Annotated in this window: 4 protein-coding genes; all 4 read left to right on the top strand. The window is 55.6% G+C overall.

What is annotated here, in order from left to right; translation table 11 throughout:
- The first annotated feature begins 17 nt into the window (after positions 1–17).
- Positions 18–7097, top strand: a complete 7080-nt coding sequence (locus FDP13_RS05085; protein WP_234424379.1) for an SDR family NAD(P)-dependent oxidoreductase — start codon at positions 18–20, stop codon at positions 7095–7097.
- Positions 7090–23634 (top strand): SDR family NAD(P)-dependent oxidoreductase, encoded by a 16545-nt coding sequence (locus FDP13_RS05080; protein ID WP_143838908.1) that lies wholly within the window; start codon positions 7090–7092, stop codon positions 23632–23634. The genes FDP13_RS05085 and FDP13_RS05080 overlap by 8 nt, the downstream gene beginning before the upstream one ends.
- A 79-nt stretch (positions 23635–23713) precedes the next feature.
- Positions 23714–24541: a hypothetical protein gene (locus FDP13_RS05075; protein ID WP_143838907.1), complete on the top strand. Its 828-nt coding sequence runs from the start codon at positions 23714–23716 to the stop codon at positions 24539–24541.
- Between the two features lie 23 nt (positions 24542–24564).
- A complete protein-coding gene (locus tag FDP13_RS05070; protein ID WP_231578089.1) occupies positions 24565–26004 on the top strand; it encodes a PfaD family polyunsaturated fatty acid/polyketide biosynthesis protein in 1440 nt (479 codons plus the stop codon).
- The last annotated feature ends 38 nt before the right edge of the window (positions 26005–26042 follow it).

Here is a 26042-nt window from a genome sequence, read left to right as displayed (position 1 = left end):
CAATTGGAGGCTTGAACGTGACGAAGCAGAATAACGACAATAAAGAGGCTGCGGTATTAACGGAGATACAGGGCGAGGTGGCTAATAATGCATCCTGGGCTAATGATCTCTTTTCGGTTTACGAAAAAGAAGCCGTGGCGATTATCGGCATAGGCGGCTTTTTTCCCGGCTCTGATTCTATTGAGGATTTTTGCCGGAAGCTGGATCAACAAGCGTCGCTGTTTTCTCTCGTGCCGAAGAATCATTTTCCGGGGCCGGAGATGCAAACCCGGTATGGGGCATTTCTGAATGATATCGCCGGATTCGATCCTGAGTTGTTCAATATGGGGCCGATGGAAGCCGAATATATGGACCCCAGGACCCGATTATTGTTGATGTCCGCCTGGCACACGCTGGAGGATGCCTGTTATTTGCCTCAGCAGTTACGGGAGGCGAAAGTCGATGTGTATATTGCTTCCGAAGGTGCTGCTTATACGCCTTTTCTCGCCAAAGCCGAACTGACCAGTTATTCCATCCTGGGCATGATGTCCTGGTCTTTGCCGAATTACCTCTCCCATGCTTTTCGTTTTAACGGTAAAAGCCTCTATATCGATACCGCCTGCTCCGGTGCCAGTGTTGCTTTGCATCAGGCGAAAGAAGCATTACTGCGAGGTGAAGCCGATTACGCGCTGGTGGGGGCGGCCAACCTTTTATTCGGCGATGCGCTGGCCGGTTCGTATTTAGGGCAGGAGTCTTTAGGGATTCTCGGCGGCGCGACGGCCTGTTTCCCTTTTCAGGCCAATGCACAGGGCTTTTTGCCCGCCGAAACCGCCGCGACCGTTTTGCTTAAACGCTTATCGCAGGCCATTGCCGATCAAGACAATATTCATGGGGTGATTTTAGGTTCGGATGTCAACCACACCGGAGGTTATGGCAGCCTGACGATGCCTTCCGCGGAATCGCAGGCGAAGGTGATGGTGAATGCATACCGCCAGGCCGGCATTGATGCGGACACCGTTACGTATGTCGAGGCCCACGGCGCGTCGTCGCTGCTGGCTGATGCCGAAGAAATTAAAGGGTTGAAACATGCCGATGCGCAACTCACGGCGCAGGTGGAACCGTCAAAGAGAAACCCATGTAAAATCAGTACGCTCAAACCTAATATGGGGCACGCTAACTCGGCTTCCGGGATGGTCTCGCTGGTTCGCGTACTGAATGCATTTAAAACGCGAAAGAAACCGGGAATTAAAGATTTTTCAGTCTGTAGCGACAAAATCAAGCTGGACGGTTCACGCTTTTATATCAATGACGGCACAGAAGAGTGGTCGCCTTTGCAGGATGAGCACGGCAGAGACATTCCCCGCCGGGCCGCGATGAATAACTTTGGCGCCGGAGGCGTCAATGCCCATTTGCTGCTGGAGGAATATCCCCGCGCCGCTGATGTTCCGGCACATGGCAATACCGTTGACGATGCAATGAAGCCGCAGGAAGGCGTCTACTTTCTGGCGCTGTCGGTCATGCATGAATGGCAGTGGATGCATTACGCCAAATCCATGCTGGCCTTTTTGCAGCAATCTCATGATGTTCACCCCGCTGCGCTGGAATATTTCTATCTGACGGCAAGAAACAAGTTTGAGCGGCGGGTGGTGTTCCGTTACACCAGCATCGACAATCTACAGGAAAAACTGGCTCAGTTTATTGCTGCGAATGGACGGAAATCGTACTACCTGAAAACCGGGCAACACGACGACAATAAAGCCCTCGACATCTTTACCCGTCATAACCGATTGTCTGATTTGCTAAAAACGCTTAGCTGGGAAAATGACAAAAGTGTACTGATGGAACTTTGGATGAGGGGTGTCGATGTCCCTCTGACCGAGCTCGCCGGGACATCGGGTTTTAGTAAGATCTCGTTGCCCCGCTATCCTTTCCACCTCGAGCCCTACTGGAGTACCGCCGAGACCGCGGCATTATCGGTGCCGGAGCCTCGTGAACAGCGGATGTGGCGAGAGATTCACCCGCTTGTGCAGCAAAACACGTCGGATTTCGGCACTCAGCGTTACCGCAGTTTTTTCAGCGGGCTCGAGTTCTTTCTGGCCGACCATATCGTTAAAGGGCAGAAGGTGCTGCCCGGGGTGGCCTATCTGGAATTGGCCAGAGCGGCGATAGCGGATGCGGCCGGCCATTCTCAGTCGGTGATGCTGAAAAATGTGAGTTGGTTGAGGCCGATGATCGTTCAGGAGGCCGGATTGCATGTGGCCGTCGACCTGCATCCTGAAGACAACGGTGATATCAGTTTTGAGATATACAGCGAGGAAACGTCTGCCGGCGGAACCGACCGCGTCACGCATTGCCGGGGCATGGCTCAGATGACGGCGTCGCCTGATGGCGATGCGCCGCTTGCGATGCCTGCAGCATCATCCATCGTCGATATCGCCGCGTTGCAGGCCCAGTGCACCGCCAGACATCTCGACAGCGCCGCGTGTTATCGCGCTTATAGCGCGATGGACATCCTGCATGGGCCGGCTTATCAAGGTGTGATATCGATTGATGAAGGCGATAGCCAGGCTATTGCCAGGATTGTATTACCCGACTGTGTGGCGGATACCCGGCATCAGTTTTTTTTGCATCCCAGTGTGATGGATTCAGCATTACAGATAGCGGCCGGCTTATTGGTGGATGCTAAACACCCTGAATTTGCCTTGCCGTTTGCGTTGGAAAGTCTGGAGATGTCCCCTTGGGATACGACGACGGCGTTGCCTGAGAATCTTTGGGTGTGGGCGCGTTTTACCTCCGGCTCATCGAAAACCGACCGAGTCAAAAAAATGGACTATGACTTATGCGATGAGCATGGTTATGTCTGGGTCAGGCTCCGTGGTTTTTCATCCAGAGTGGTTGACGAGGCGACGAAAGGAGCCGCGGCATCGACGATATCCGCCGATGCCGATACGCATTCGGTGATGCGGGCGGAGCCTGAAACCAATGAAACGACCGCCGCAGGGACGGCGTTGGCGGAGGCAGCTCCGACGGTGAGTACAACGACGGCGGCGCTGCGAGAAACGTTGATCCCGCTGATGCAAAAATCACTGGCAAGGCTACGTAAGCTGGAGCCGGGTAAGATCAGTCTTAATACTGAGCTGTCGCAGTTTGGTCTGGATTCGATTTTGCTGACGGAGTTTAGCAATCAGTTGAATCGCCAATATCACCTGTCGCTGACGCCAACGGTATTTTTTGAATACCCGACTTTGGGCGAGTTTGTTGATTATCTGGCGGCGACGCACCCGGCGGCATTCACGACGCCGCATCCGGAGCATCCATCACGTTTGCCGTCGGCGTTAACCACGGTATCAACAACCACGGTATCAATGCCGACCAAGGCCGCGGAGCCGGCGGCGATAGATGAACGCATCGTAAACGCCGTCCCTGCTCAGCGTGACGTTTCCCAACGCGCGACATTCCGCTCCCCGGGGCGTGTAAATCCGGCGTTACCATCGCTACCGTCTGATAAAAACACATCCGCTATAAAAACGACCGCTCCTGCCGGTGAGCCGATAGCGATTGTCGGCATGAGCGGTCGTTTCCCGATGGCCCGGGATCTAGACGCCTTTTGGGACAATCTGGTCAGCGGAAAAGATTGTATTCAGGAGATCCCGAAACAGCGGTGGGACTGGCAGGCGTTGTATGGCGATCCGGTTCGCGAAGTCAATAAATCCAATGTGAAATGGGGCGGATTCATTGAGGGTGTTGATGAATTCGATCCGCTGTTTTTTGGAATTTCGCCGAAAGAAGCCGAGTTGATGGACCCCCAACAACGGTTGCTGATGACTTACATATGGAGTGCCATTGAAGACGCCGGTTACAGTGCCGGTGACATTTCCGGCACCGAGACGGCGATTTTCGTGGGAACCGGCATGAGCGGTTACGGCGCGCTGCTCAGTGAAGCCCGGCTGCCGATTGAAGGCTATTCCCTGACCGGGATCGTTCCGTCGGTCGGACCAAACCGAATGAGCTTTTTCCTGAATATCCACGGCCCCAGCGAGCCGATAGAAACGGCGTGTTCGTCATCCCTGATTGCGATTCACCGGGCTGTTCAGTCCATCGCCGCCGGCGAATGCGAACAAGCTATCGTCGGTGGCGTGAACACGCTGGTGACTCCCGATGGTTATATCAGCTTTAGCAAAGCCGGTATGTTGTGCCAGGACGGTCGTTGCAAAACCTTCTCCAGTGCGGCCAACGGGTATGTTCGGGGGGAAGGGGTCGGGATGCTCTTTCTTCGCAAGCTCAGTGTTGCAGAGGCCGCAGGTGATCACATTTATGGCGTGATCCGGGCCAGTGCCGAAAACCACGGCGGCCGAGCCAACTCATTAACCGCGCCGAATCCGCGAGCGCAAACGGCCTTGTTGAAGCGAGCCTACACCGACGCCGGGATCGATCCGCGCAGCGTCGGATACATTGAGGCCCACGGCACCGGGACGCCGCTTGGCGACCCGATAGAAATTGATGGGCTGAAAAGCGCGTTTCAGGATCTCTATCGTCACACGCCGGCCACGACGACGCTGGAAAACTCGCCGCAACATTGCGGTCTGGGATCGGTTAAGACGAATGTCGGCCACCTGGAGATGGCCGCCGGGATTGCCGGGGTGATTAAAGTCTTACTGCAGTTTCAGCATAAAACGCTGGTGAAAAGCCTGCATTCTGAACAGCTTAATCCTTACATCCGGCTGGACGATTCCCCGTTTTATGTGGTGCAGGAGAACCGGCCCTGGGCCGCGCCTGTGGACAGCCAGGGGCAGACGCTGCCTCGCCGGGCCGGCGTCAGTTCGTTCGGTTTTGGCGGTGCCAATGCGCACATCGTGCTCGAGGAGTATACCGGAGGACAGAACGCGCCGGATGTCGGCCGGCAGGCAGAGGAACCGGAATCCGTCATGGTCATACTGTCGGCAAAAAATGCGGATCGTCTGATGGCGGCGGCGGGAAATCTTTTGGCCCGGATTACGTCGGAAAATAAACCGCAACCGGCACTGAGCGAACTGGCTTATACCCTGCAAGTCGGGCGGGACGCGATGGAACAGCGTCTGGGGATACTGACCTCGTCTATTGATTTTCTGGCTGAAAAACTGAGGGGATTTCTGGCGGGAGAAGACATCATTGATGATTTATTTCTCGGGAATGTCAGGCAAAACAAAGAAATACTGGACATATTCGCAACCGATGAAGACATGATGTCCACGCTTGATCAGTGGTTCCATAAACGTAAATACGCCAGAATTCTGGCGTTATGGGTCAAGGGAATGCCGGTTGACTGGCATCGGTTATACCCGCAATCGCGCCCAAAAAGAATCAGCCTGCCGACTTACCCGTTCGCCACCGACCGATACTGGGTAGGCAATCCCCGCCATGCCGCGATGACCGCGCCGCCTGATGCCACGATAGACGCGTCAGCCACGCCGTTGCGCGCGAATCAGTCGCCGACGGCGGAACCGTTCAATGAGCTGGCCGGGCGCGACGCCACGCCGCGTGCTCCCGCTGCGGTGCCGGCCATCAATCGGGCTGATGAGTATTTCAGCTATGTTGCACGGTGGGAATCGGATGAAACCCCTCACGTCAGAACCGCAGCGACGGGCAGGGCGGATAACGTGCTGGTGGTTGGGAGCCGACAGGAAAACGAACTGGAAGATGCGTTAGTCGCTAAACTGGCCGGCCAGTCCGGGCGCCTGCTGCGTCTCTCGCTGAGCAGCCAGACCGGTCAAAGCCAGGCCGGTCAAAAAGTGTATCGGGTCGGGCTGGATCACTGGGGATGTGATATTCAGGATGAAAACGCGATCCACGAGTGTCTGGATGAGATAGGCGCGGTACAGCAGGTCTTTTTTATTGCCGCCGCCGTCGGGCAATCGCAGGCCGACGCGCAAGCGATCACGGATAGCCTGAAACAGAACGAGCTGCAACTGCTGCGTCTGGTGAAGTCGCTACAACAGCGGTCGGCAAAAGAGACCACGATAGATTTTACCGTAATCACGCAGGATAACCATCCCGCTTCTTCCCGGGACATTCGTTATCACGGTGCCGGAGTCAGCGGGCTGGCTTACTCGATTGCGCAGGGGGACCACCGCTTCAGAGTCAGAAATCTGGATGTGTCCAGCCGCGATTTACAGACGCCGGAGCGGCGAGAAAAACTGATGCAGCAGATAGTCGGCGAGCGGATGAGCGAGCGGGGCGAACAGATTCGGTTGCTCTGCGGGCGCCGCTACCGGCAAACCTTCTTTCGCCTGGATCCGCAGAGTTTCAGTGATGAGAATGGGCTCAAGCATGGCGGCGTCTACCTGATTCTGGGAGGCAGCGGCACTGTTGGCCGTGTGGTGACCCGGCAGTTGCTGGAGCACTATCAGGCAACGGTTATCTGGCTGGGGCGTCAGCCGGCGTCCAGTCCCGCCGTTCAGAACGCGTTGGCGGCGGTGGCAACCGCCGGTATCCGGCCGGATTATGTTCAGGCAGATGCAACGGACCCGGCCTCTTTGCAGGCGGCGATGGCTCAGATCAAGCAGACATATTCCCGCATTAACGGCGCGATATTCGCCGGTCTGGTCTTTGATGCCGAGAATGCCGTCAGCCAGACAACAGAAGAAACATTCTGGCGGATACTTCAGGTCAAGGCGTCGGGGAGTTTTAATTTCTACCAGGCGCTTCGGCACGAAGCACTGGATTTTCTGGTCTATTTCTCCTCCTGCCAGGCGTTCTCTTTCTCGGGTGCCGCGACGCTATCGGCTTATGCCGCAGGGATTACTTTCTCTGATACGTTGGTGCGGGCTTTACAGCATCACGCCGATTTTCCCGTCGGGATTATCAATTGGGGATTCTGGCAAGCTTCCCTTGCCGGGTTACCCGCCAGTCAAAGCATTTCTGCTCTGAGCGATGCTGAGGGTTTTGCCTGTTTTGAACGTTTTGTCACGCTGTTACAGCAAGGACGCCTGGCACAGTTGGTGTGCCTGAATGCTTCTGCACCGGTACAGCAACTGATGAACCTGCATCCGCAGGAGTCCATGCTGTTGAGCCATCAACGCCAACCATCATTCACGCCATCTTCATCGGATAAACGCAGCAGGAGGCTGACCAATGCATAATATCTCTGACAATCAATGGGATGAAGAGGCCGACGCACTGCTGCAATCCCATCATCCTGAGGCCATTAATCAGTGGTTGGTGAAACTGCTTTATGTACAGCTTGACGGGCTTGGCGCTTTTTCGTCGTCGCCGGATGCCGCAGATTTTTCTTCGCTTGCCGGCCGTATTGGGCTGGAACATCAGTTCCGCGCCTGGTGGGCGGAGTCGATGGCGCAGTTAGGCGAGGCGGGATATCTAACCCGGCAGGGCGAGGCGTTGATTCGCCGACAGCCGTCGGCGGAGTCGGCTGAGTCGGTATGGCAGGCGTGGGAGGCCTATCGTGACCGTTATCGTCATGATCACGCCCGCATGACGCAGATGAACCTTGTCGAGAGCTGCCTGCGCCAGTTGCCCCAGATTCTGACGGGACAGGTGCAGGCAACGGAAGTGCTGTTCCCCAATGCATCGATGGAGAAAGTCGAAGGGATTTATAAAAATAATCCGGTCTCTGATTTTTTTAATCGGGTGTTGACGGCAGCGGTGAGCGACTACGTGCATGAAGTCTTGCAGTTTGATCATGATGCGCCGTTGCGCCTGGTTGAAATCGGTGCCGGTACGGGTGGAACAACGGCCATGGTTTTGCCCGAGCTGATGAAATATCGGCACAATATTCAGGAATATCTGTATACGGATCTCTCTCAGGCGTTTTTGATGCACGCCCGCCGTCACTATGGGCCGACGTGCCCGTTTCTTGGTTATGCATTGTGGGACATTGAACAACCGCTGGCGACACAGCCGATTGCGCAGGGATCGTTTGACGTGGCGATTGCGACGAATGTACTGCACGCCACCCAAGATATTCGGACCACGCTGCGACATTGCAAAGCTGCCCTGCGCCGCGGGGGAATGGTGGTCATTAATGAGCTGAGCGAGAAGTCTGTTTTTACTCATTTAACGTTCGGGTTACTCAAAGGATGGTGGTTACATCAGGACACCGCGTTACGCATCGTCGGTAGCCCGGCCATCGCGCCTGAAACCTGGCGGGAGATACTGGAAGAAGAAGGGTTCCTGGCGGTTGAGTTCCCGGCGCAACGTGCACATGCACTGGGGCAAACCGTGATTGTCGCCAGAAGCGACGGAATGATTCGCCAGCCAAGGCAACCCGCCGTGCAGGCGCTGACGGCCGAGGCGTCGCCAGCGGTTGCGTTGGTTACGCGTTCACCGGCGGCGGCCACACTCACTGCGCCGATAACCGACGATCACGTCACCGACGAGCACATTGCAGAACATGTCCATAAGGCCATCGTGTCTGCTTTGGCGCAGGCGGTTAATCTGTCGGCTGCGCAAATCGAGGCGGACATCGCTTTTTCCGAATACGGAATCGATTCTATTTTAAGTGTCAATTTTGTAAATAGAATCAATGAAATACTCGGTATTCACCTGAATCCCGCCATCCTGTATGACTACAGCTCGGCCACCACGTTGAGCCGCCATATCGTCCTTACTGCGGATCGTGACGTGCTTTCTGTCGGTACGCGCGAGACGCTGTTTGCCGCCCCGGTCCGCCAGGCGTATGACGCCGGGCGAGCCAAGACGCATGATGAAACTGTACATAATGAAACTGCACATGATGAAACTACGCGGGAATCTATCACGCGCCGTGTCATCAAGGCGTTAGCCCGTTCAGTGAATTTACCGCCTGAGCAGATTGATGAGCAGCGGGCGTTTTCCGATTTTGGTATTGATTCGATTCTTAGCGTTAACTTTATCAATCAGGTCAACCAATCGCTGGGGATCACGCTAAATCCGGCGTTGCTCTACGATTATTCGACGGTCGAAACATTAAGTGCGCATATCGCGCTGACGTGTGCCGTTCAGAGCATTATCCCTCAGGCGTCGTCTCCATCACGGCAACCCACGTCGCCACAGTGGCAAGCGCCACCCCAGCATGAACCCACGCCGTCGGCGACCTCCTCGTTTGCCGCACAGCCGATGCCCCAGCAGGATGCAGGGCGAGCGCCAGAGGGACAACCGGCCGAGCCGGTGGCGATTGCCGTGATTGGGCTGTCGGGGCAATTTCCCGGCGCCGAGAATACCCAGCGTTTCTGGGAGAACCTGATTGCCAACCGCTCAGGCATAGAAGAGTTACCTGAGGATTATCTGGATCAAGCCAGATATTTTGTCGAGACAAACAGCAGCGACACAGGCGCAAAAGACGCAACGCAGAGCGGAAAAACCTATTGCAAATGGGGTGGGATCGTCAAAGACCGACACTGCTTTGACGCGACCTTCTTCCGGATTACCGAGCAGGATGCGTTGTCGATGAGCCCGCATCAGCGCCTGATATTGCAGGAAAGCTGGAAAGCACTGGAAGACGCGGGCTATAACCCTAAAGCGCTGGCCGGTAGCCATACGGGCGTTTTTATCGGCGCTGAACCATCGAATTATCATCATGGCTCTTTTGTCGGGTCGTCTGAGGCGATTATTGCATCACGTGTGTCTTACTTTCTGGATATGAAAGGCCCGGCACTGGTGGTGAATACCGGTTGTTCCTCTTCTGCGGTGGCGATACATCTGGCGTGTGAAAGCCTGCGTCGTGGTGAAACCGATTTGGCGCTGGCCGGCGGTGTCTTCGCCGCATTGGATGCCGGCGCGTTGGCCAGTTTGTCCGGTATCGGCATGTTGTCTCACCGCGACGAGTGCCCGGTTTTTGAGCAGGTGGCCGACGGTATGCTGCTCTCGGAAGGGGTCGGGATCGTTGCATTGAAACGTCTGGATCAGGCCATCGCGCAGGGGGACCCTATCCACGGCGTGATTCGTGCTTCCGGTATCAATCAGGATGGGGCGAGTAACGGTATTACCGCGCCGAGCGGTACGGCTCAGCAACAATTACTGGAGCAGGTCTACCGGCAATATCACATCAATCCGGAAGCGATCAGTTACGTTGAAGCCCATGCCACCGGCGGTAAATTGGGCGATACCATTGAGGTCAATGCCCTGGCTCGAACATTTAAGGCGTTAACCGACAAACGACATTACTGTGCGCTGGGTAGCGTGAAATCGCATATCGGCCATACTTCGGCGGCATCCGGGGTGATCGGCCTCATCAAGATATTGTTGTCGATGCGTCATGGTCAGCTACCGGGTTTAAGGCATTATCAGCAGGCAAATCCGCTATTTGAGCTGCAGGATTCTGCTTTTTACATTCAAAACGCGACGTCGGCCTGGAAAAGCGATGCCGGCAGACCACGACTGGCGGCGCTGAACTCTTTCGGTCACAGCGGCACCAATGCGCATTTGGTTATCGAAGAGTATTTACCGCAACGGGTTGCGGTTGCTGAGCCCGCTACCGCCGGGTGGATCATTCTGTTATCGGCGAAAACGACGCAAAGTCTGCACGCGCAGATTCAGGTGCTGAGCCGCTATCTTGCAGACGCTGAGCGGCCTGATGATAGCTTGTCTTTCATCCAGTCAATGGCGTATACGTTGCAGGTTGGACGGGAAGCGATGCCGGAACGCTTTTTCCTGATTGCGACGGACAAGCACGATTGTCTGCAGCAGTTACAGGCATTCTGCCGTCAGCCTGTCGCGCCGAGTCACGCTTTCGGTCAGGTCGCGGCGGCGGGGAAAAAACAACCGCCTCTGACTGCCGATGCTTATCAACACCGTGGTCTGCACCAACTCTCCCGACCGGAACTGGAGGCGATTGGTCTCGCCTGGCTACAGGGTAAACCGGTTGACTGGCAAAGTTTCTATCCGCAGCCGCCAACGCGAATTCATCTGCCCGGTTATGTCTTTGCGAAGGACGTTTTTCGGGCGCGGTTACCGGCATCGGTAACCCGCATGGCTGAAAACATCGCTGATGACGGCAGCCGCATTGGCGAAGGGCGTTATCCTATCGGTCGTGCCGGGTTTTTCGCGGAAAATCATCCGTGGAGTCAACCATTTAACCACCATCACCGCATTTTGCGTAACCATCAGGCGTTCGGCCAATCGCTGTTGCCCGGACTGGCATATATCGATCTGCTCTTTCAGTTTTTCCATCGGCAGGGGATGGACTACCGGCAACTGGAAATGCGGAACCTCACCATTCATTACCCTTTTACTATCGGTGATGATTATGGCGTGGAGGCACAAATCAGCTGCCAAAAGCAGGCGCAAGGATACTGGCAACTGAAAGTGGAAGGCAGTGAAGTGTCGGATGAGCACTCGCCGTCCGGGGTGAAGTTGTATATGAGTGCGGAAATGCACCCGGTTGCAGCGTCGGTATTTCATGAAACACTCGATATCGACGGGCTGAAAAAGGCGGCGGTCAGTCAGCTTAGGTTACAGGATGCGTATGCGGAATTTGGCGGCGATGACATCCGTCACCGCGGGCCGATGGTCGGTGACGGCATTATCTATCACCTGCCTTCGGCGAATCTGATTGATATTGCCGTTCCTGACGATGTGCTATTCGGTGCGGAACAGTATCTGTTTCACCCGGTTTTGATTGACGGGAGCGCTATCGGGTCAGGGGATCTGTTTCTGGAACAAAACCACCAGCAGGATATCTTTTTACCGCTTTATTATGAGTCCTTCCGCGCGACAGAACCGTTGTCAGAGCGCTGTATTACCCGCGTCAACCGTGACTCGCTCAAGCAAACCAGCCAACTCTCTTACCTGACCATGGAGTTTTTTAAGCCAAGCGGTGAAAAGATCGGCGAATTAAAAAATTTCACCTGTAAGCGCGTGCGCGATCCCGCGGCGATCAACGCATCGCGGACCCCGGCGGCGCCAACCCAGGCTGATGAACCCATCGCGGCGTCCGGCAAACCGGTTGCGCCTGTGGCGTCAGGGGCCTCGGCTATCTCGACGAGTGAGAATGCCTCGGCATGGGAACAAGCTGAAAATACGGTGAAAAAGATACTTGCCGAGACGCTGGCGAAAAGTACGACGGAAATCGAGAGCGATATCGGTTATTACGAGTTGGGGTTGGATTCGGCGGGGCTGCTGCAAATGGTGCAGTCACTGGAACAGTCGCTCAAGGTTAAGTTGAATCCGACGTTGCTGTTTGAATATGCCACGGTCGGCGCACTGGCGGAGTATTTGCTGGCGCGCTACCCGGAATCATTCGGTGCGCTTGCCGACGTCGAGGCCGGTGTCGCCGCCGTCGCCGGGCAGGATGAGGTTCATCGGGTGGCATCGGAAACGTTATCGGACGCGGGGGGCGTGCCCGCCGGCGCTACTCAGGCCGGTACGGCGCAGATCAACGCCGGTCAGCCGGCTTCTCATGCCGCTTCGAGCAGCCAGACGGCATCGGAAAACGAAGATATTGCCGTGATCGGCATGTCGGGCCGTTATCCCGGAGCGAAACAGATGGCGGAGTTTTGGGATAATCTCAAAGCCGGTAAAGATTGCGTCACCGAAATTCCGGATTCGAGATGGCAGAAAAGCGTACTGGATGGCATTACGTCGCCGTCAGGTCGGCCGATTCCTCAATGGGGCGGATTTATTGAGGATGTGGACTGTTTTGATGCCCAGTTTTTCCGGGTCTCTCCCAGAGAAGCACAGTGGCTTGATCCTCAGGAACGGTTATTTCTGGAAACCTGCTGGGCGGCAATCGAAGATGCGGGCTACACCCCGGAAACGCTGGTCGCAGAACAGGGGCCGAACAAGCGTCGCGATGTCGGGGTTTTTGTTGGGGTCATGCACAATGATTACGCCTTAATCGCATCTGAAATCGTCAATCGTGGTCAGATAGTGCCGCTATCAATGAATTATGCCCCGATTGCTAACCGGGTATCGTACTTCTGCGGCTTTCATGGCCCCTCTTTTGCCGTAGATACGGTGTGTTCTTCCTCTTTGACCGCGTTGCATCTGGCTCTGGAAAGCGTGCGCCGAGGAGAAAGTAAAGTTGCCTTAGCCGGCGGGGTAAACCTGTCGTTACATCCCTATAAGTATATGACTTATGGGCTGGCGGACATGTATTCCACGGATGGTCGTTGCCGAACGTTCGGCGACGGCGGCAATGGCTTTGTCTCCGGCGAAGGGGTCGGAGCGGTGTTGCTCAAACCGCTGTCGCAGGCGATCAAAGATCAGGACAATATTTATGCGGTAATCAAGGGCAGCGCCATCAACCATGTCGGGCAGGTGAGCGGAATTACGGTGCCCAGCCCGGTGGCGCAGGCCGATTTGATGTTGCGCTGTTACGAAAAAACCGGGATTGATCCACGCACTATCAGTTATATCGAAGCGCACGGCACCGGCACGGCATTGGGTGATCCTATTGAAGTTCAGGGTTTGGTGAAGGCCTTCAGGCAATACACGAAAGACAACCAGTTCTGCGCGATCGGGTCGGTCAAGTCGAACATCGGCCATGCCGAGTCGGCGGCCGGCATCAGCGGGTTAAGTAAAGTTATTCTCCAGTTGCATCATAAGACGCTGGTTCCGTCACTGTTGCACGCCGAGCAGGTTAACCCTTATCTGGAACTGGATCATTCACCTTTCTATATCCAGCGTGAAACCCAGCATTGGGCGCAACCTACGGTCAATCACGACGGTGAACAGATCAACGTTCCACGGCGGGCGGGGATCAGCTCGTTTGGCGCTACCGGATCGAATGCCCATGTGATCGTCGAAGAGTTTCTGCCGCCGGACGTCAGGCCGGTGGGTAACCGCCGGCAACAGAGTACGCCGCTGATTGTTCCGTTATCAGCGAAAACGGAAGAGCGGCTTCAGGAGATGGCCCGAAATCTGGCGCAGTTTCTGGCGATGCATCCGGATATTGACGGCATTCACCCGGCGGATCTGGCTTTCACGCTGCAAGTTGGGCGGCGGACGCTGGAAGAACGGGTGGTTTTTGTCGTGCAGGATCTCCGCGATCTGCAAAACAAACTGACTGCGTTTGCCGACGATGGCGCCTTACCGGAGCGCTGCTGGCGAGGGGCCGGTAGCGGTGCTAAGGAAACCGGCCGGGATACCGGGTTTATGTCGGCTGAGGACAGCCGCACCCTGCTTCAGCGCTGGGTGGAACAACGCGCTTTTCACAAAATAGCCCGATTCTGGGTGGAAGGCTTCCACGTGGACTGGTATTCGCTCTATGCGATAGAAACGCCGCGCCGCATCAGCCTGCCGGGTTATCCGTTCGCCCGGGAGCGGCATTGGATTGAGGCACCGGACGATCTGGGGCGGATCGGCCGGAATGCATCATCTGGCGAGGCGTCGCCCCAGGCGGTATCGACGCAGCAATCAGCGCCGCAGGAAGAACGCGAAGCGCTGATGCTGTTTACCGAATCCTGGCAGAAGATGCCCCATCCGGCCGCATCCTCGCAGGACCATCGATTTAACACCGTGATCTGCTTTTTGTCGGAGCCGGAAAACCAGCGTTTGCTGCAATCGCAGATGGCGGTGCTGGCGCCACAGACGGAGATTGTGTTTGTCTCCCGGCATCCGCTGGCGGATGGGGTGAACGGCGTTCAACTGCCGCCCGGCGAAACAGAGCAGGAAAATACCGAAAGTTATCAACGCTGTTTTGCACAACTGAAATCCGCCCGGATAGAGCCTCGGCACAGTGCGATTTTATATTTATGGCCACTGGAGGATCGCCGTCATCTGCAAGATGCCGCTGCGCTGCACGCGTTGTTGTCGTCGATGGTGGCGGAGAATATGGCGCCGGCGCGCTTACTGCTGGCCGGTGTGAGCCATCACTCACTGGAGCGCGCTTACCTGGAATCATGGATAGGTATCGAACGTTCCCTGACGCCGGCCTTACCCGGCACGCAATGCGCGGTTGCCATCAGCGTTGCGCCAGAGGTGGGTACGGCGGGAGCGATAACGGCTGTTACCGTGCAACCGGCCTTCAGCGAGCACTATATCGCAATGCTTTATCAAGAGTTGACGGGGCAACATTTCGACAGTGTCTGCTATGAAGGCGCGGAGCGATATGTCCTGAAGGTGCAGCCCAGCCCGGTCTCGTTGACGCATGAAACGGCGTCGCAAGCAGCGATTAAACAAGGAGGAACCTACCTGATCACCGGTGGATTCGGTGGACTGGGGCTGATTTTCGCTCGGTATCTGGCTCAGCACTATTCCGCCAGACTGATTCTGACCGGGCGTTCCGCGATGGATGCTGAGCGCCAGGCGCTGGCCGAGGAACTAACTCGCCTGGGCGGGCAGGTACATTATATTCAGGCCGATGTCTGCGATGTCGGCACGATGCGTTTTAATCTGGTGCAGGCCAGAGAGGTGATGGGCCCGATCCTCGGTGTTATCCACGCGGCAGGTTTGGAAGCCAGCGAGCCGGTATTCGAGAAATCCCGCCGGGCGTTTGATGCCATCCTCCGCCCGAAAGTCGACGGAACGCAATTATTAGACGAATTGCTGATGCAGGACCCGTTGGATTTTGTCTGTTATTTCTCCTCCAGCGCCGCGTTATTAGGGGATTTTGGTTCTTGTGACTACGCCATGGGGAACCGTTTCCAGATGGCGTATGGCAAACACCGAATGGCGCAGGTTCAACAAGGGATGCTGCGTGGTAAGACGCTGGTGATTAACTGGCCCTTCTGGAAAGAGGGAAAAATGGGCGTTCGTGACAGGGAGAGCACCGAGTTTTATCTCCGGTCCAGCGGCCAGCGAGCGTTGGAAAGCGACGAAGGGGTGCGAGTCTTTGAGCAATTGCTGCGGCAAAGTGAAGGTCAGCATCTGGTGATGGCGGGAAAACCCAGCCGTGTCGCCCGTTTTCTGAAGTTGGCAGCGCCTTTGGCTGACGAACGCAACGGACATCATCCGGTAAGCGGCAAGGCGGATATCGCCAATCAAGCGGCTACCCGTGCCACGGGGCAAAAACACCATCAGGAGACGACGTCGCGCCCCGGAGGGCTCGGTGTACCGTTGCCCGCCGATGTCACAGACCGGCGGACTGCGGTGAGCCACATTCTGAAAACGCAGATTAGCCGGTTACTGGGCACGCCGGTTGAACGTATCGGGTTGAATAGCAGTTTTGCTGATTTTGGCTTTGATTCGATTACGCTGGCGTCATTTTCCCGCGAGTTGAGTCACTATTTTGACGTTGAAATCACACCGGCGGTGCTGTTCGGTCACTCATCTGTTAAGCGGCTGACGGAATATTTTTGTCGCGAACACGCACAGGCGTTGGATGCGCTGTTCTCGCGTCAGGCGTCGCCGGAGGCGAAAGCAAGCCACGTATCCTCGGTAGCAGACCATGAGCCATTGACCGCCGGGCAGGAAGAGGTTAATCCGGCCAGCGGGAAGACAAACACAACGACCGTGTTTCACCAGCCAACTGCGGCGACGACGAGTACGGTTGCCGGCGACGTCATGAATGAGCCCATCGCCGTGATCGGGATGAGCGGGCGTTTTCCGCAGGCGGATAATATTGATGACTTCTGGGATATGCTGATTCAGGGGGAAAGTTGTATCGGCGAGATGTCCGGCGCGCGCTGGGATTGGCAGTCTGTCAGCGATAACCCGTCTTCGGGATCGCCGGACGGCCGGGGCAAGCATAACACGCTGCCGCAGTGGGGCGCGTTCATGACGGATATTATGCAGTTCGACGCCGCATTCTTTGATATTGCGCCGAAAGAAGCGATGGAGATGGATCCCAGACAGCGTCTCTTCCTGCAGGAGGCCTGGCACACATTTGAAGATGCCGGTTATATGGGGCAACGCATTCAGGGAATGTCCTGTGGCGTGTATGTCGGGGCGGAAGAGAGTGATTACGGCGCCATTGTTGGCGATCAGGGGTCGATAAATGGCAATCAGAATGCGACCCTGGCCGCGCGTATTTCTTATGCGCTCGATCTGAAAGGCCCGAATATGGCTCTTACAGCCGCGTGTGCATCGGGGCTGGTGGCTGTTCATCAGGCTTGTCAGGCGCTGCGTCAGGGCGATTGCGAGATGGCGCTGGCCGGGGGAATCAACCTGTTGATGACGCCGTGGGTGTATCAGAGTATGCATCGGACGGGAATGCTGTCTCCCGACGGCAAAGCCAGCGTGTTTGATCAACGCGCCAACGGGCTGGTGCCGGGGGAAGCCGTGGCCGTGGTGTTGCTCAAACCCTTGTCAAAAGCCAAAGCCGATGGCGATCGAATCTATGGGTGTATCAAAGCCAGCGGGGTGAACTACGATGGAAAAACCAATGGCATTACGGCACCGAACCCAGTTCGCCAGGCTGAACTCCTGAAAAATATCTATGACCGATACCAAATCGACCCGGGGAATATTCAATATGTGATTTCCCACAGTACCGGGTCTCAATTGGGCGACCCGATCGAGGTTCAGGCGCTCACCGATGCCTTTGCCGGACGATGCAGCGATTCGCATCGCTGCGTTTTAGGCTCGATTAAGCCCGTCATCGGCCATACCTTCGCTGCGTCCGGCGTTGTGAGTCTGATAGCGATGCTCAAGGCTATGGCGCATCAGACGATTCCGGCAACCCAGGGATTTGAGACGTGTAACCGCTACATTAAATTAGAGCGGACTCCCTTTACGATTCAGCCGCAGAATCAACCCTGGTTGCGTCAGGGTCGGCAACCGAGGGTCGGCGCCATCAGCGCGACGGGGATCAGCGGTACTAATGCGCACGCGGTGATTGAAGAATACATTGCCGATGACCCCGAATCGTTAACCGGAACGGATAGCTATTCGCCGGGAGAGGGTGCCCGGCGTCCGTTGGGCATCGCCGCTCGTCCGGCGATTGTTCCGCTATCGGCGAAAACCACTACCGCCCTGCAAGCCTATGCCCAGGCCCTGGGGCAATTTTTGCAGCGTCATCCAACAACACGACTGGATCAACTGGCCTATAGCCTGCAAACCGGGCGAGAAGCGATGACTCAACGCGTGGCTTTTGTGGTCTCCGATATCACGGAGTTGCGCGAAAAATTAGCGCTGTTTATTACCGCAGCGGCGTCTCCCGGCGCGTATTACCTTGGCGAATCACCAAGCGATGATGCCGAATGGGCAAGAGAGCAGACATGGGATGATGGATACGCGGCGGCGCAGCGTCAGGAGTGGATCGCATCGGAACAATGGCAGGAATTGGCGCGAGCCTGGGTTAATAACGCCGTCGAGCTAGATTGGTTTGATTTATATCGTGGGGCCTCATTGCCGCAACGGATCAGTCTGCCGGGTTACCCGTTTCAGGGCCGGCGTTACTGGGCCACGCCGGCCTCGACCCCGCTAACCGCGCAGGCTCGGGCGGACGGCGCATCTGTGGCTAGTGGCGAGAAAAAGGACGTGATGCCGGAGGATGGCGCGAGGCGTCAAGGTGATACCTCAGCGCGTGAGAGCATCGTCCGTCAGCTTCGCGCTTTGCTGATGCAAACCCTCTATTTTGAAGAGAGCGAAATTGAGAACCATCAACCGTTTACCGAATTGGGACTCAACTCAATCAACGCGGTTGGCTTTATTGACGCGGTGAATCGGGCGTTTGCGTCCAGGCTGACGATCAAGGCCATTTTTGACCACCCCACTATTGAGGCACTGTCGTTGTATCTTGATGACCCGATGCCGTCTTCGGTGCCCGGCTCAAAGGACAATACCCTTGCATCGGTGCCGGTGAGCGCGGGTGAAGCGGTTGTCCAGAAAGCGGCGAATGATTCGCTCAGGGCATCGGGTGCAACCGTCGCGGCATCGCAGGGCCGGCCTGCGGTTAATGCGTGGTTGAAACACTATCCGGAGTGTATTCCGCTGAGCGCGCGATTGCGTCAGGTCGGGATGACCGATCAACCGAAGCCCGAACGTGCCCGGTTCTGGATTCATCCGCTCACCGGCTCGACCGGGTTATATCTGAAGATCGCCGACAATCTGGGAGATGAATATGCCATCTGGGGCATTCAGTCGCGCGGATTTCTTACCCGGTTACCGCCGCTGGAAAGCATCGAAAGCATGGCGCGTTACTATATTGAAATCATTCAGGCTGCCGATGCGACCGGGCCGTACGCGCTGGCCGGGTATTCGATGGGCGGCATTATCGCTTATGAGATGGCCAGACAACTGCAACTGGCCGGCTATCGGGTATCGAGCCTGATTCTTTTAGAGCCGCCGTTTCCACAGCCGGACAATCATCCTGTCTCGTCACCATTCTGTTACCGCGACGCGCTGCTGATGAGTGCAAACTTCTTCTTGCATTACAGCCTGAGCGACGTGCTGGCATCCGGTCGGGTCAGGTTTGAAAGCATCGCCTACACCGAACAAGAGTTGCTGTGTGTGGATGCCGATGAACAACTGGCGTGGCTGGCTGAAGGGTGCCTGAAAAAAGGGGTGACGCAGCCGCTAGCGGTAGTGAAAGACAAAATTGAAAACATGGCGCAGATCTTGACGCGTAACCGCGAAGCCATGGCGGCTTATTCAGTAAACGCGTTACCGAATGCCCATGAGATTGACCTGCACTATATCACCATCACGTCATCACAGGATGACGGCTCACACCGCCGGGACAGGTTATCGGCACTGGCCGAGAATAATCGTCACGTGCTGGGTGACGCGTTAACCCATGATGAAAGCCATTGCCAGCGCTGGTTGCATTATTTGCCGGGCGCTCAGGTATTTCGCACCCACGCCAGAGATCATTTTCATCTGTTGTCTGAACGCGAGAGCGTTGACATGATTTCTGAGCATTGTCGGGCGATTTATCAGCGCGGGGCGGCAGGGAACACCACGGCGCATGAACCGCGTCGCCAGACCGAACCGCAGCGGAGCGAGGGCCGGAATCCAATCGCGATTATCGGCATATCCGGGCAATTTCCCGGGGCGAAAACCCCCGACGACTTTTGGCACTTGCTTGAACAAGGTCAATCCGCGTTTACCACGCCGCCGGATAGCCGCGGGTGGTCGATAGCCCCGGCGCGTGAGGGCGAATATGCCGGTTATGGCGGTTTTCTCTCAGATATCGAACACTTCGATCCGCTGTTTTTTCAGATATCGCCACACGAAGCATCCATGCTGGACCCCTGTGAGCGTCTGTTTTTACAGGAAAGCTGGAAAGCCATTGAAGATGCGGGGATTGTTCCTGAATCGTTGTCCGGCAAGCGTTGGGGCGTTTTCTGCGGCAGTGCCGGCGACTATACGCTGCGTTTTGCCGAGGGCGAGCATTTTGCGCCGAATATTACCTTGTCTCAGGTTCCGGGGCGCGTCGCTTACACGCTGAACCTGACAGGGCCTTGTCAGACGGTTGAAGCGGGGTGCGCATCTTCTCTGTTGGCTGTCGCACAGGCTTGTGATCAACTGGTGCTGGGGCAGTGTGAAGTGGCGATTGCCGGCGGAGCGATGATTTACTCCACGCCGAATATGTTGCGCAGTGCCTCTCGCCTGGGGTTGTTGTCTTCGTCTGATCGTGGCGGTGCATTTTCGGCACAGGCCGACGGCATGATGCCCGGAGAGTCCGTTGGGGTGGTGGTGCTAAAGCCATTGCAGCAAGCGCTGGCGGATGGCGACAGAATTCATGGTGTGATCGAAGCCTGGGGCAGTAATCACAACGGTAAAACCAATGGGATCATGGCGCCGAGCGCCGGTGCACAGGAAGCGCTGCTCTCTGATGTCTACCAACGGTTTGATATCCAGCCGGAGAGTATTACGTTGGTCGAAGCACATGCTACCGGGATGCCGGCGGCGGATGCCGCAGAAGTCGAGGCTCTGACAAACGTCTTTCGGCCGCATCGCCGGGAAGCGCGTTCAGGTCAGCCTGCACGCTGTGCGTTAGGGAGTGTTGAGAATAACGTCGGCCATGCTTTCCACAGCGCGGGGATGAACCATCTATTCAAGGTGTTGTTAGCGCTCAGGCATCGGAAAATTCCCGGAACGCCAAATACGCAAGACCGGGCCTCTTTGTTGGCGCACGACCAGAGTGCCTTTTATATCAACCCGGAAACCATTCCCTGGCATGTGGAGCCCGGTGAGAAACGCCGGGCGGCGATCAGCTCGTTAGGGGCGACGGGGATCAATGTGCATATTGTTGTCGCGCAGCTTTATGAAAACGAGGGGCTGCGTCAGGGGGCGCCGGAAACAATAGCCGGGTCTGGATCGTCACAAACAAGCGCGTCGCCGGAGCATGGCGGTCAACAGCCGGTATGTATTGTGTTGTCTGGAAAAAGCCTCGGCGCGTTGCAGCAACGCTGTCGGGATCTGCAACAGCGTGTGCAGACCGGACACACGTTGAATTTGAAACAACTGGCGGCAAACTTGTTGTTGCGCCGTAGCCATTTTTCCTATCGGTGCGCCTGTGTCATTTCTGACGTCAACGCGTTGCACGCGTTTCTGACGCGGATGATCGCCGGTGCGGCATTGACACCGCAGGACAACGGCTATCAAGGGAAAGTCGGCGCTGGCCGTCAGGCACTGGCAGAGGGAGATTTGTCCGCCGCTGAACGGGTCCGCCAGGCCGTTCTGGCGCCGGCAGATAGCGATAATTTGCTGGCGCTGGCGCGGCTGTACGTCAGCGGCGTTGACTTTTTCTCGCCGGACTTCAACGCTGATGCCCGAATTGAGGCTGCATTTTCTTCGGCGGAAAAGTTCCCGTTATCGCTGCCCGGGTATCCTTTCGACAAACGTTGGTGTTGGTCCGGCACCGTTCAGCGTAACCCGGTCAGCGAAGCTCCAGATCATACGGCGAAGCAACCCGCGCAAGTACAGCAGGTTGCGCAACGGCTGACGGGAATTTTGGCGGAGCTCGCGGGTTTGTCCGTCACGGAAATCGATCTGGATGAACCGGCAGCCAGCTACGGTATCGATTCACTGTTGGGGCTGCGTTTGTTAAACAGGATCAACGCCGCTTTCGCGACTGAGTTTGATGCTTACTTGCTGACGAACGCGTCTCTTCGGTCTGTTGCGGTGGAGATTGCCGCGCATGTTGCGGATAGCCCGCGCCATGTCGCGCACGCGGCATCTTCTTCATCCGATGCCGGGGTATCCGCACTTGTCTCAGGCAACCCAATAGCAGGGAGACGCCCGGCGTTTATTCAGTCGGTTTCGCTGGCTTTACCGTCGGCGGCGACCCCAACTGACGATCCGACGCTGGGCCGCGCCGAGTTAAGCCGGTTATTACAGCAAGGCATCGGCGTCTGGAAAGATGCAACCGGCCTGCATTTTGAGTTCTACCGGCAGGCCCACCGTGCCGAAGAGGTGCTCGATCGCGTGCAGCGGCCGGCTTGCTTGTGGTCGTGTTTAGCCGAAGGCGTTCGCTACTATCCGGTCAGCCATATTCAGGCATTTATTCTGCATGAGACCGAGGTGAAAAAGCGGTCGACCTTTAATATCGGTCAGGGCTTCTGGATTGAAATGCCTGTCGATCTGCCGTTGTTGAATCAGGCGTTGAACGAGATGGTGCGCCACCATGCCATTCTGAGAACCGGCGCTGAATGGGTCGGGCAACACTGGGTGCAGGTCGTTCACGACGAGGTAATACGGCAATGCCGGGAAATCTGTTGGCCCCATCTCTCTGACAAAGCGACGTTTGAGCAAACCGTCGCCGGTTTTCAGAAAACGACCAATATGAAGCTGTTTCAGGCGGATCGGATGCCGATGTTTGAACTGTATCTTGTTCATAACGGCGCAGACCTGGGCGTGGTCTACTTTGTTACGCACCATTTCCATGCCGATGGGTTTACGTTATTCCTGTTTTTGCAGGAGCTGTATCACCGCTATCACGCTTTGTGCAACGGTACGCATTTTGCTTGCCCCGCACCGACAGCCGAATATGCACATTTTGCCTTGAGCCAGTTCGGCGAACATCAGGAAACGGCGACCCGATACTGGTTGAGCCAATTACATGGCAAGCGGGCGTCTTTTATGCTGCAGGATAAGCAGATTTACCGCCCGCAGACAGACAACGCCCAGCCGGAAAAAGCAGGGGCCTATGATCTGAATATCTCTGATGAGAGGCTTGAGCGGCTGCAATTATCGAATCGTCGCCAAAATACCACGCTCACACAGCTGGTTACCTGTGCTCTTGCCGCGTTGGTGTATCGCATCACCGGGAAAAATATGCCGATCCAAATGGCATATAACCTCAGAGACCGCTATGAATTTGAATCCGTTTACGGTGACTTCTCTTCATCGGTTCCGCTGGTGTTAACGCTTCAGCCGCATTTTAGCTTACGGCAAGTCTGGCGCCTCTATGACGACGCCGTATTACGGCTACAGAAATATAAACACGTTGATGTTGTTGCGCTGCACCGACAGCTTGCTCCTGAAGGGCAAGATGCGCACGACCATACGTTGTTAGGTAGTCTGGCGGTTGACAGTAATGACCGCGATACCTTCGTTGAGGTGACGGCGTTCGCCCACAAGTTGCTGCCGATGGTGCTGGAAGACCGGGAAGCGGTCGCGCCACTGTGGGTAGGTTTATTGAAAACGCACGGTAAATTAAGTCTGCCGTTTATATATGACCGTCGTTATTTTTCACCGGAGGTGATCTCAATACTTGCCGATCACGTATTGGTTTTATTGGACATGATGGTGGAACAGCCGGATCTGACCATTGACGACATTCCCGTTCCGGAAATACTGCTGGAACGTTTGTCGCCGGAAGATATATCGAACTTGACGGTATTGGATGTTTAACATCCGGAAGTCTTAGGGAACGACAAAGCCATTTATAACCGGTTTGCCGGTTATCAGTGAAAAACAACAAGGAGCTTCTATGCAGTTACGTACATTTAAACGAAAAGCCGCCGCCATCGCCGTTTTCTCTCTGGCCTTGATGACATTTAATGCACACGCCGGCGAGCGTTTACCTAAACCTATGGGATTTAAGCAGGTACTGGTTTTTATGGGAACCGGCTCGCTCAATATTGCAAATACCGAACCCTTCCCCGGCATATCCGGATGTCAGGGAACGTTATGCAGCAGTGATTATTTCTACACCCGGATTATGGGGCTGAATCAGAGTGAATTAGCACAGAAAAGAGAAGAGGCGATTGCTTATTTTAATCGGGAATTCGGTATTGATGTTGAGGCGCTGGTGGCGCAAAAACGTATTGAGCTGAAAACATATACCGGTAACCCGGATGGTCATTATCGGCTGTATTCGATGGCCGGGACTATCTTACCTTCCGAAGGTTGGATTGCCCGTGACGGCGGTTTCTATATTTCGGTACTGGATAGTAATGGCATTCCTCTGGCCGGCAACCATAGCGGTGAAACGGCAACACCGCTGAATCAGATGTATTACGGGAGCTATAACATTCTGGTGACCAGTGATTTCAATAAATCGAGAGAGATCATTATTAATTATGAGTCGAATGAGATGGCGGTGATATCTCCGGACCGTCTGCGAACGACATTTAATACCAGAACGCACAGCAAACTCTGGGGCGAAGGGCAAAGTTACGTCAGTTATGAGTTTGAATTGCGTGGCGGTAATACCGTGTTGACCAATGGCCGTGAGGTGATGACTTTCAGTAAGTACCCATCGACGACCGATTTTCCTGCTTATCCCCCCTTTGATATGAAAGGCGACGCTTTCTGAACAGGTTAAACGGGGAGAGCACGATGATGACACATGTTGGGCAAACGAGGCCGGCTGAACGCCGAGAAGGTCTTCCCCCTCAGGGGGGAGACCGCCGACAAGAACCGCGTGTTCAGGCCGAACAATTGGGAAGTGCGGCATTTCGTCAGGATTATGGGATTAAGTATGCCTATGTCAGTGGTGCCATGTATCAGGGGATTGCCTCCCGCGAACTGGTTGTAGCGATGGCCCGAGCCGGCATGATGAGCTTTTTCGGTTCAGGAGGGGTGAGTCTTCATGCGCTGGAAGAGGCGATTTTAGGGATTCAATCTGATTTGAACGGGGAATCTTTCGGCATGAATATGCTGGCGGATTACGATTTCCCGGAAAAGGAAATGCAGCGGATTGAACTGTTTCTGACCCATGGCATTCGTTTTATTGAAGCGGCCGCTTATATCACGATGACGCCGGCATTAGTCCGTTATCGGTTGAGTGGGATTCATCGGGGAGAGGATCAGCGATTAGTGATCCCCAATACGTTGATGGCGAAAGTGTCACGCCCCGAAGTTGCCGATATTTTTGCTCACCCGGCACCGCCTGAGCTGGTCGCCCATTTATATCAGCAAGGGTTGATTAGTGCTCAGGAGGCTGAATTGGCGCCACGGGTGCCGATGGCGCAGGATATTTGCGTTGAATCGGATTCGGCAGGCCACACCGATCAGGGGAATGCGTATGTGCTATTCCCGGCTATCGCCCGGCTTTGTCGGGAGATTTCAGCCCGACAACACTATCCCCGGTCTATCAGAGTCGGCGCTGCAGGCGGTATCGGTACGCCGGAAGCCGTAATGGCGGCGTTTATGCTGGGTGCTGATTTTGTTGTCACCGGTTCGGTCAATCAATGTTCGGTTGAAGCGGCCACCAGCGATGAAGTGAAAGATCTCCTGCAACGTATCAATATTCAGGATACCGACTATGCGCCTGCCGGCGATATGTTTGAACAGGGCGCCAAAGTTCAGGTGCTAAAGCGCGGTGTGTTTTTCCCTTCGCGAGCGAATCGGCTTTATCAGCTTTATCAACAATATGCTTCGTTGGAGGCCATCCCGCCGGAGGTTAAACGGCAGCTTGAAGACAAGTACTTTAAGCGCCCGTTATCCGATGTCTGGAACGATGTCAGGCAATATTATCAGGCTAATCGTTCTCAGATGCTGGCGCAAATCGAAGCGAATCCCAAGCGTAAAATGGCGGCAATCTTTCGCTGGTATTTTGCCTATAGCTCGCGGCTGGCGCTGGCCGGCGATCCGCAGAACAAAGTGGATTATCAGGTGCATTGCGGGCCGGCTTTAGGCGCGTTTAATCAGTGGGTGAAAGGCACGGCTTATGAAAGCTGGCGTGCTCGCCATGTCGATGAAATCGGGAAAATGTTGATGCAGGAAGCGGCTTCCCTGTTATCACGACAAATCGGTTCACTGGAAAACCAATTGTAAAGCAACATGTTATCTGCGTAGCAACGCGCGGCTAACGG

The sequence above is a fragment of the Dickeya sp. ws52 genome (assembly GCF_007210685.1).
GTDB lineage: Bacteria > Pseudomonadota > Gammaproteobacteria > Enterobacterales > Enterobacteriaceae > Dickeya > Dickeya chrysanthemi.
The sequence above is the reverse complement of the archived record's forward strand: the minus strand, read 5'-3'. Positions and strand labels throughout refer to the sequence as shown.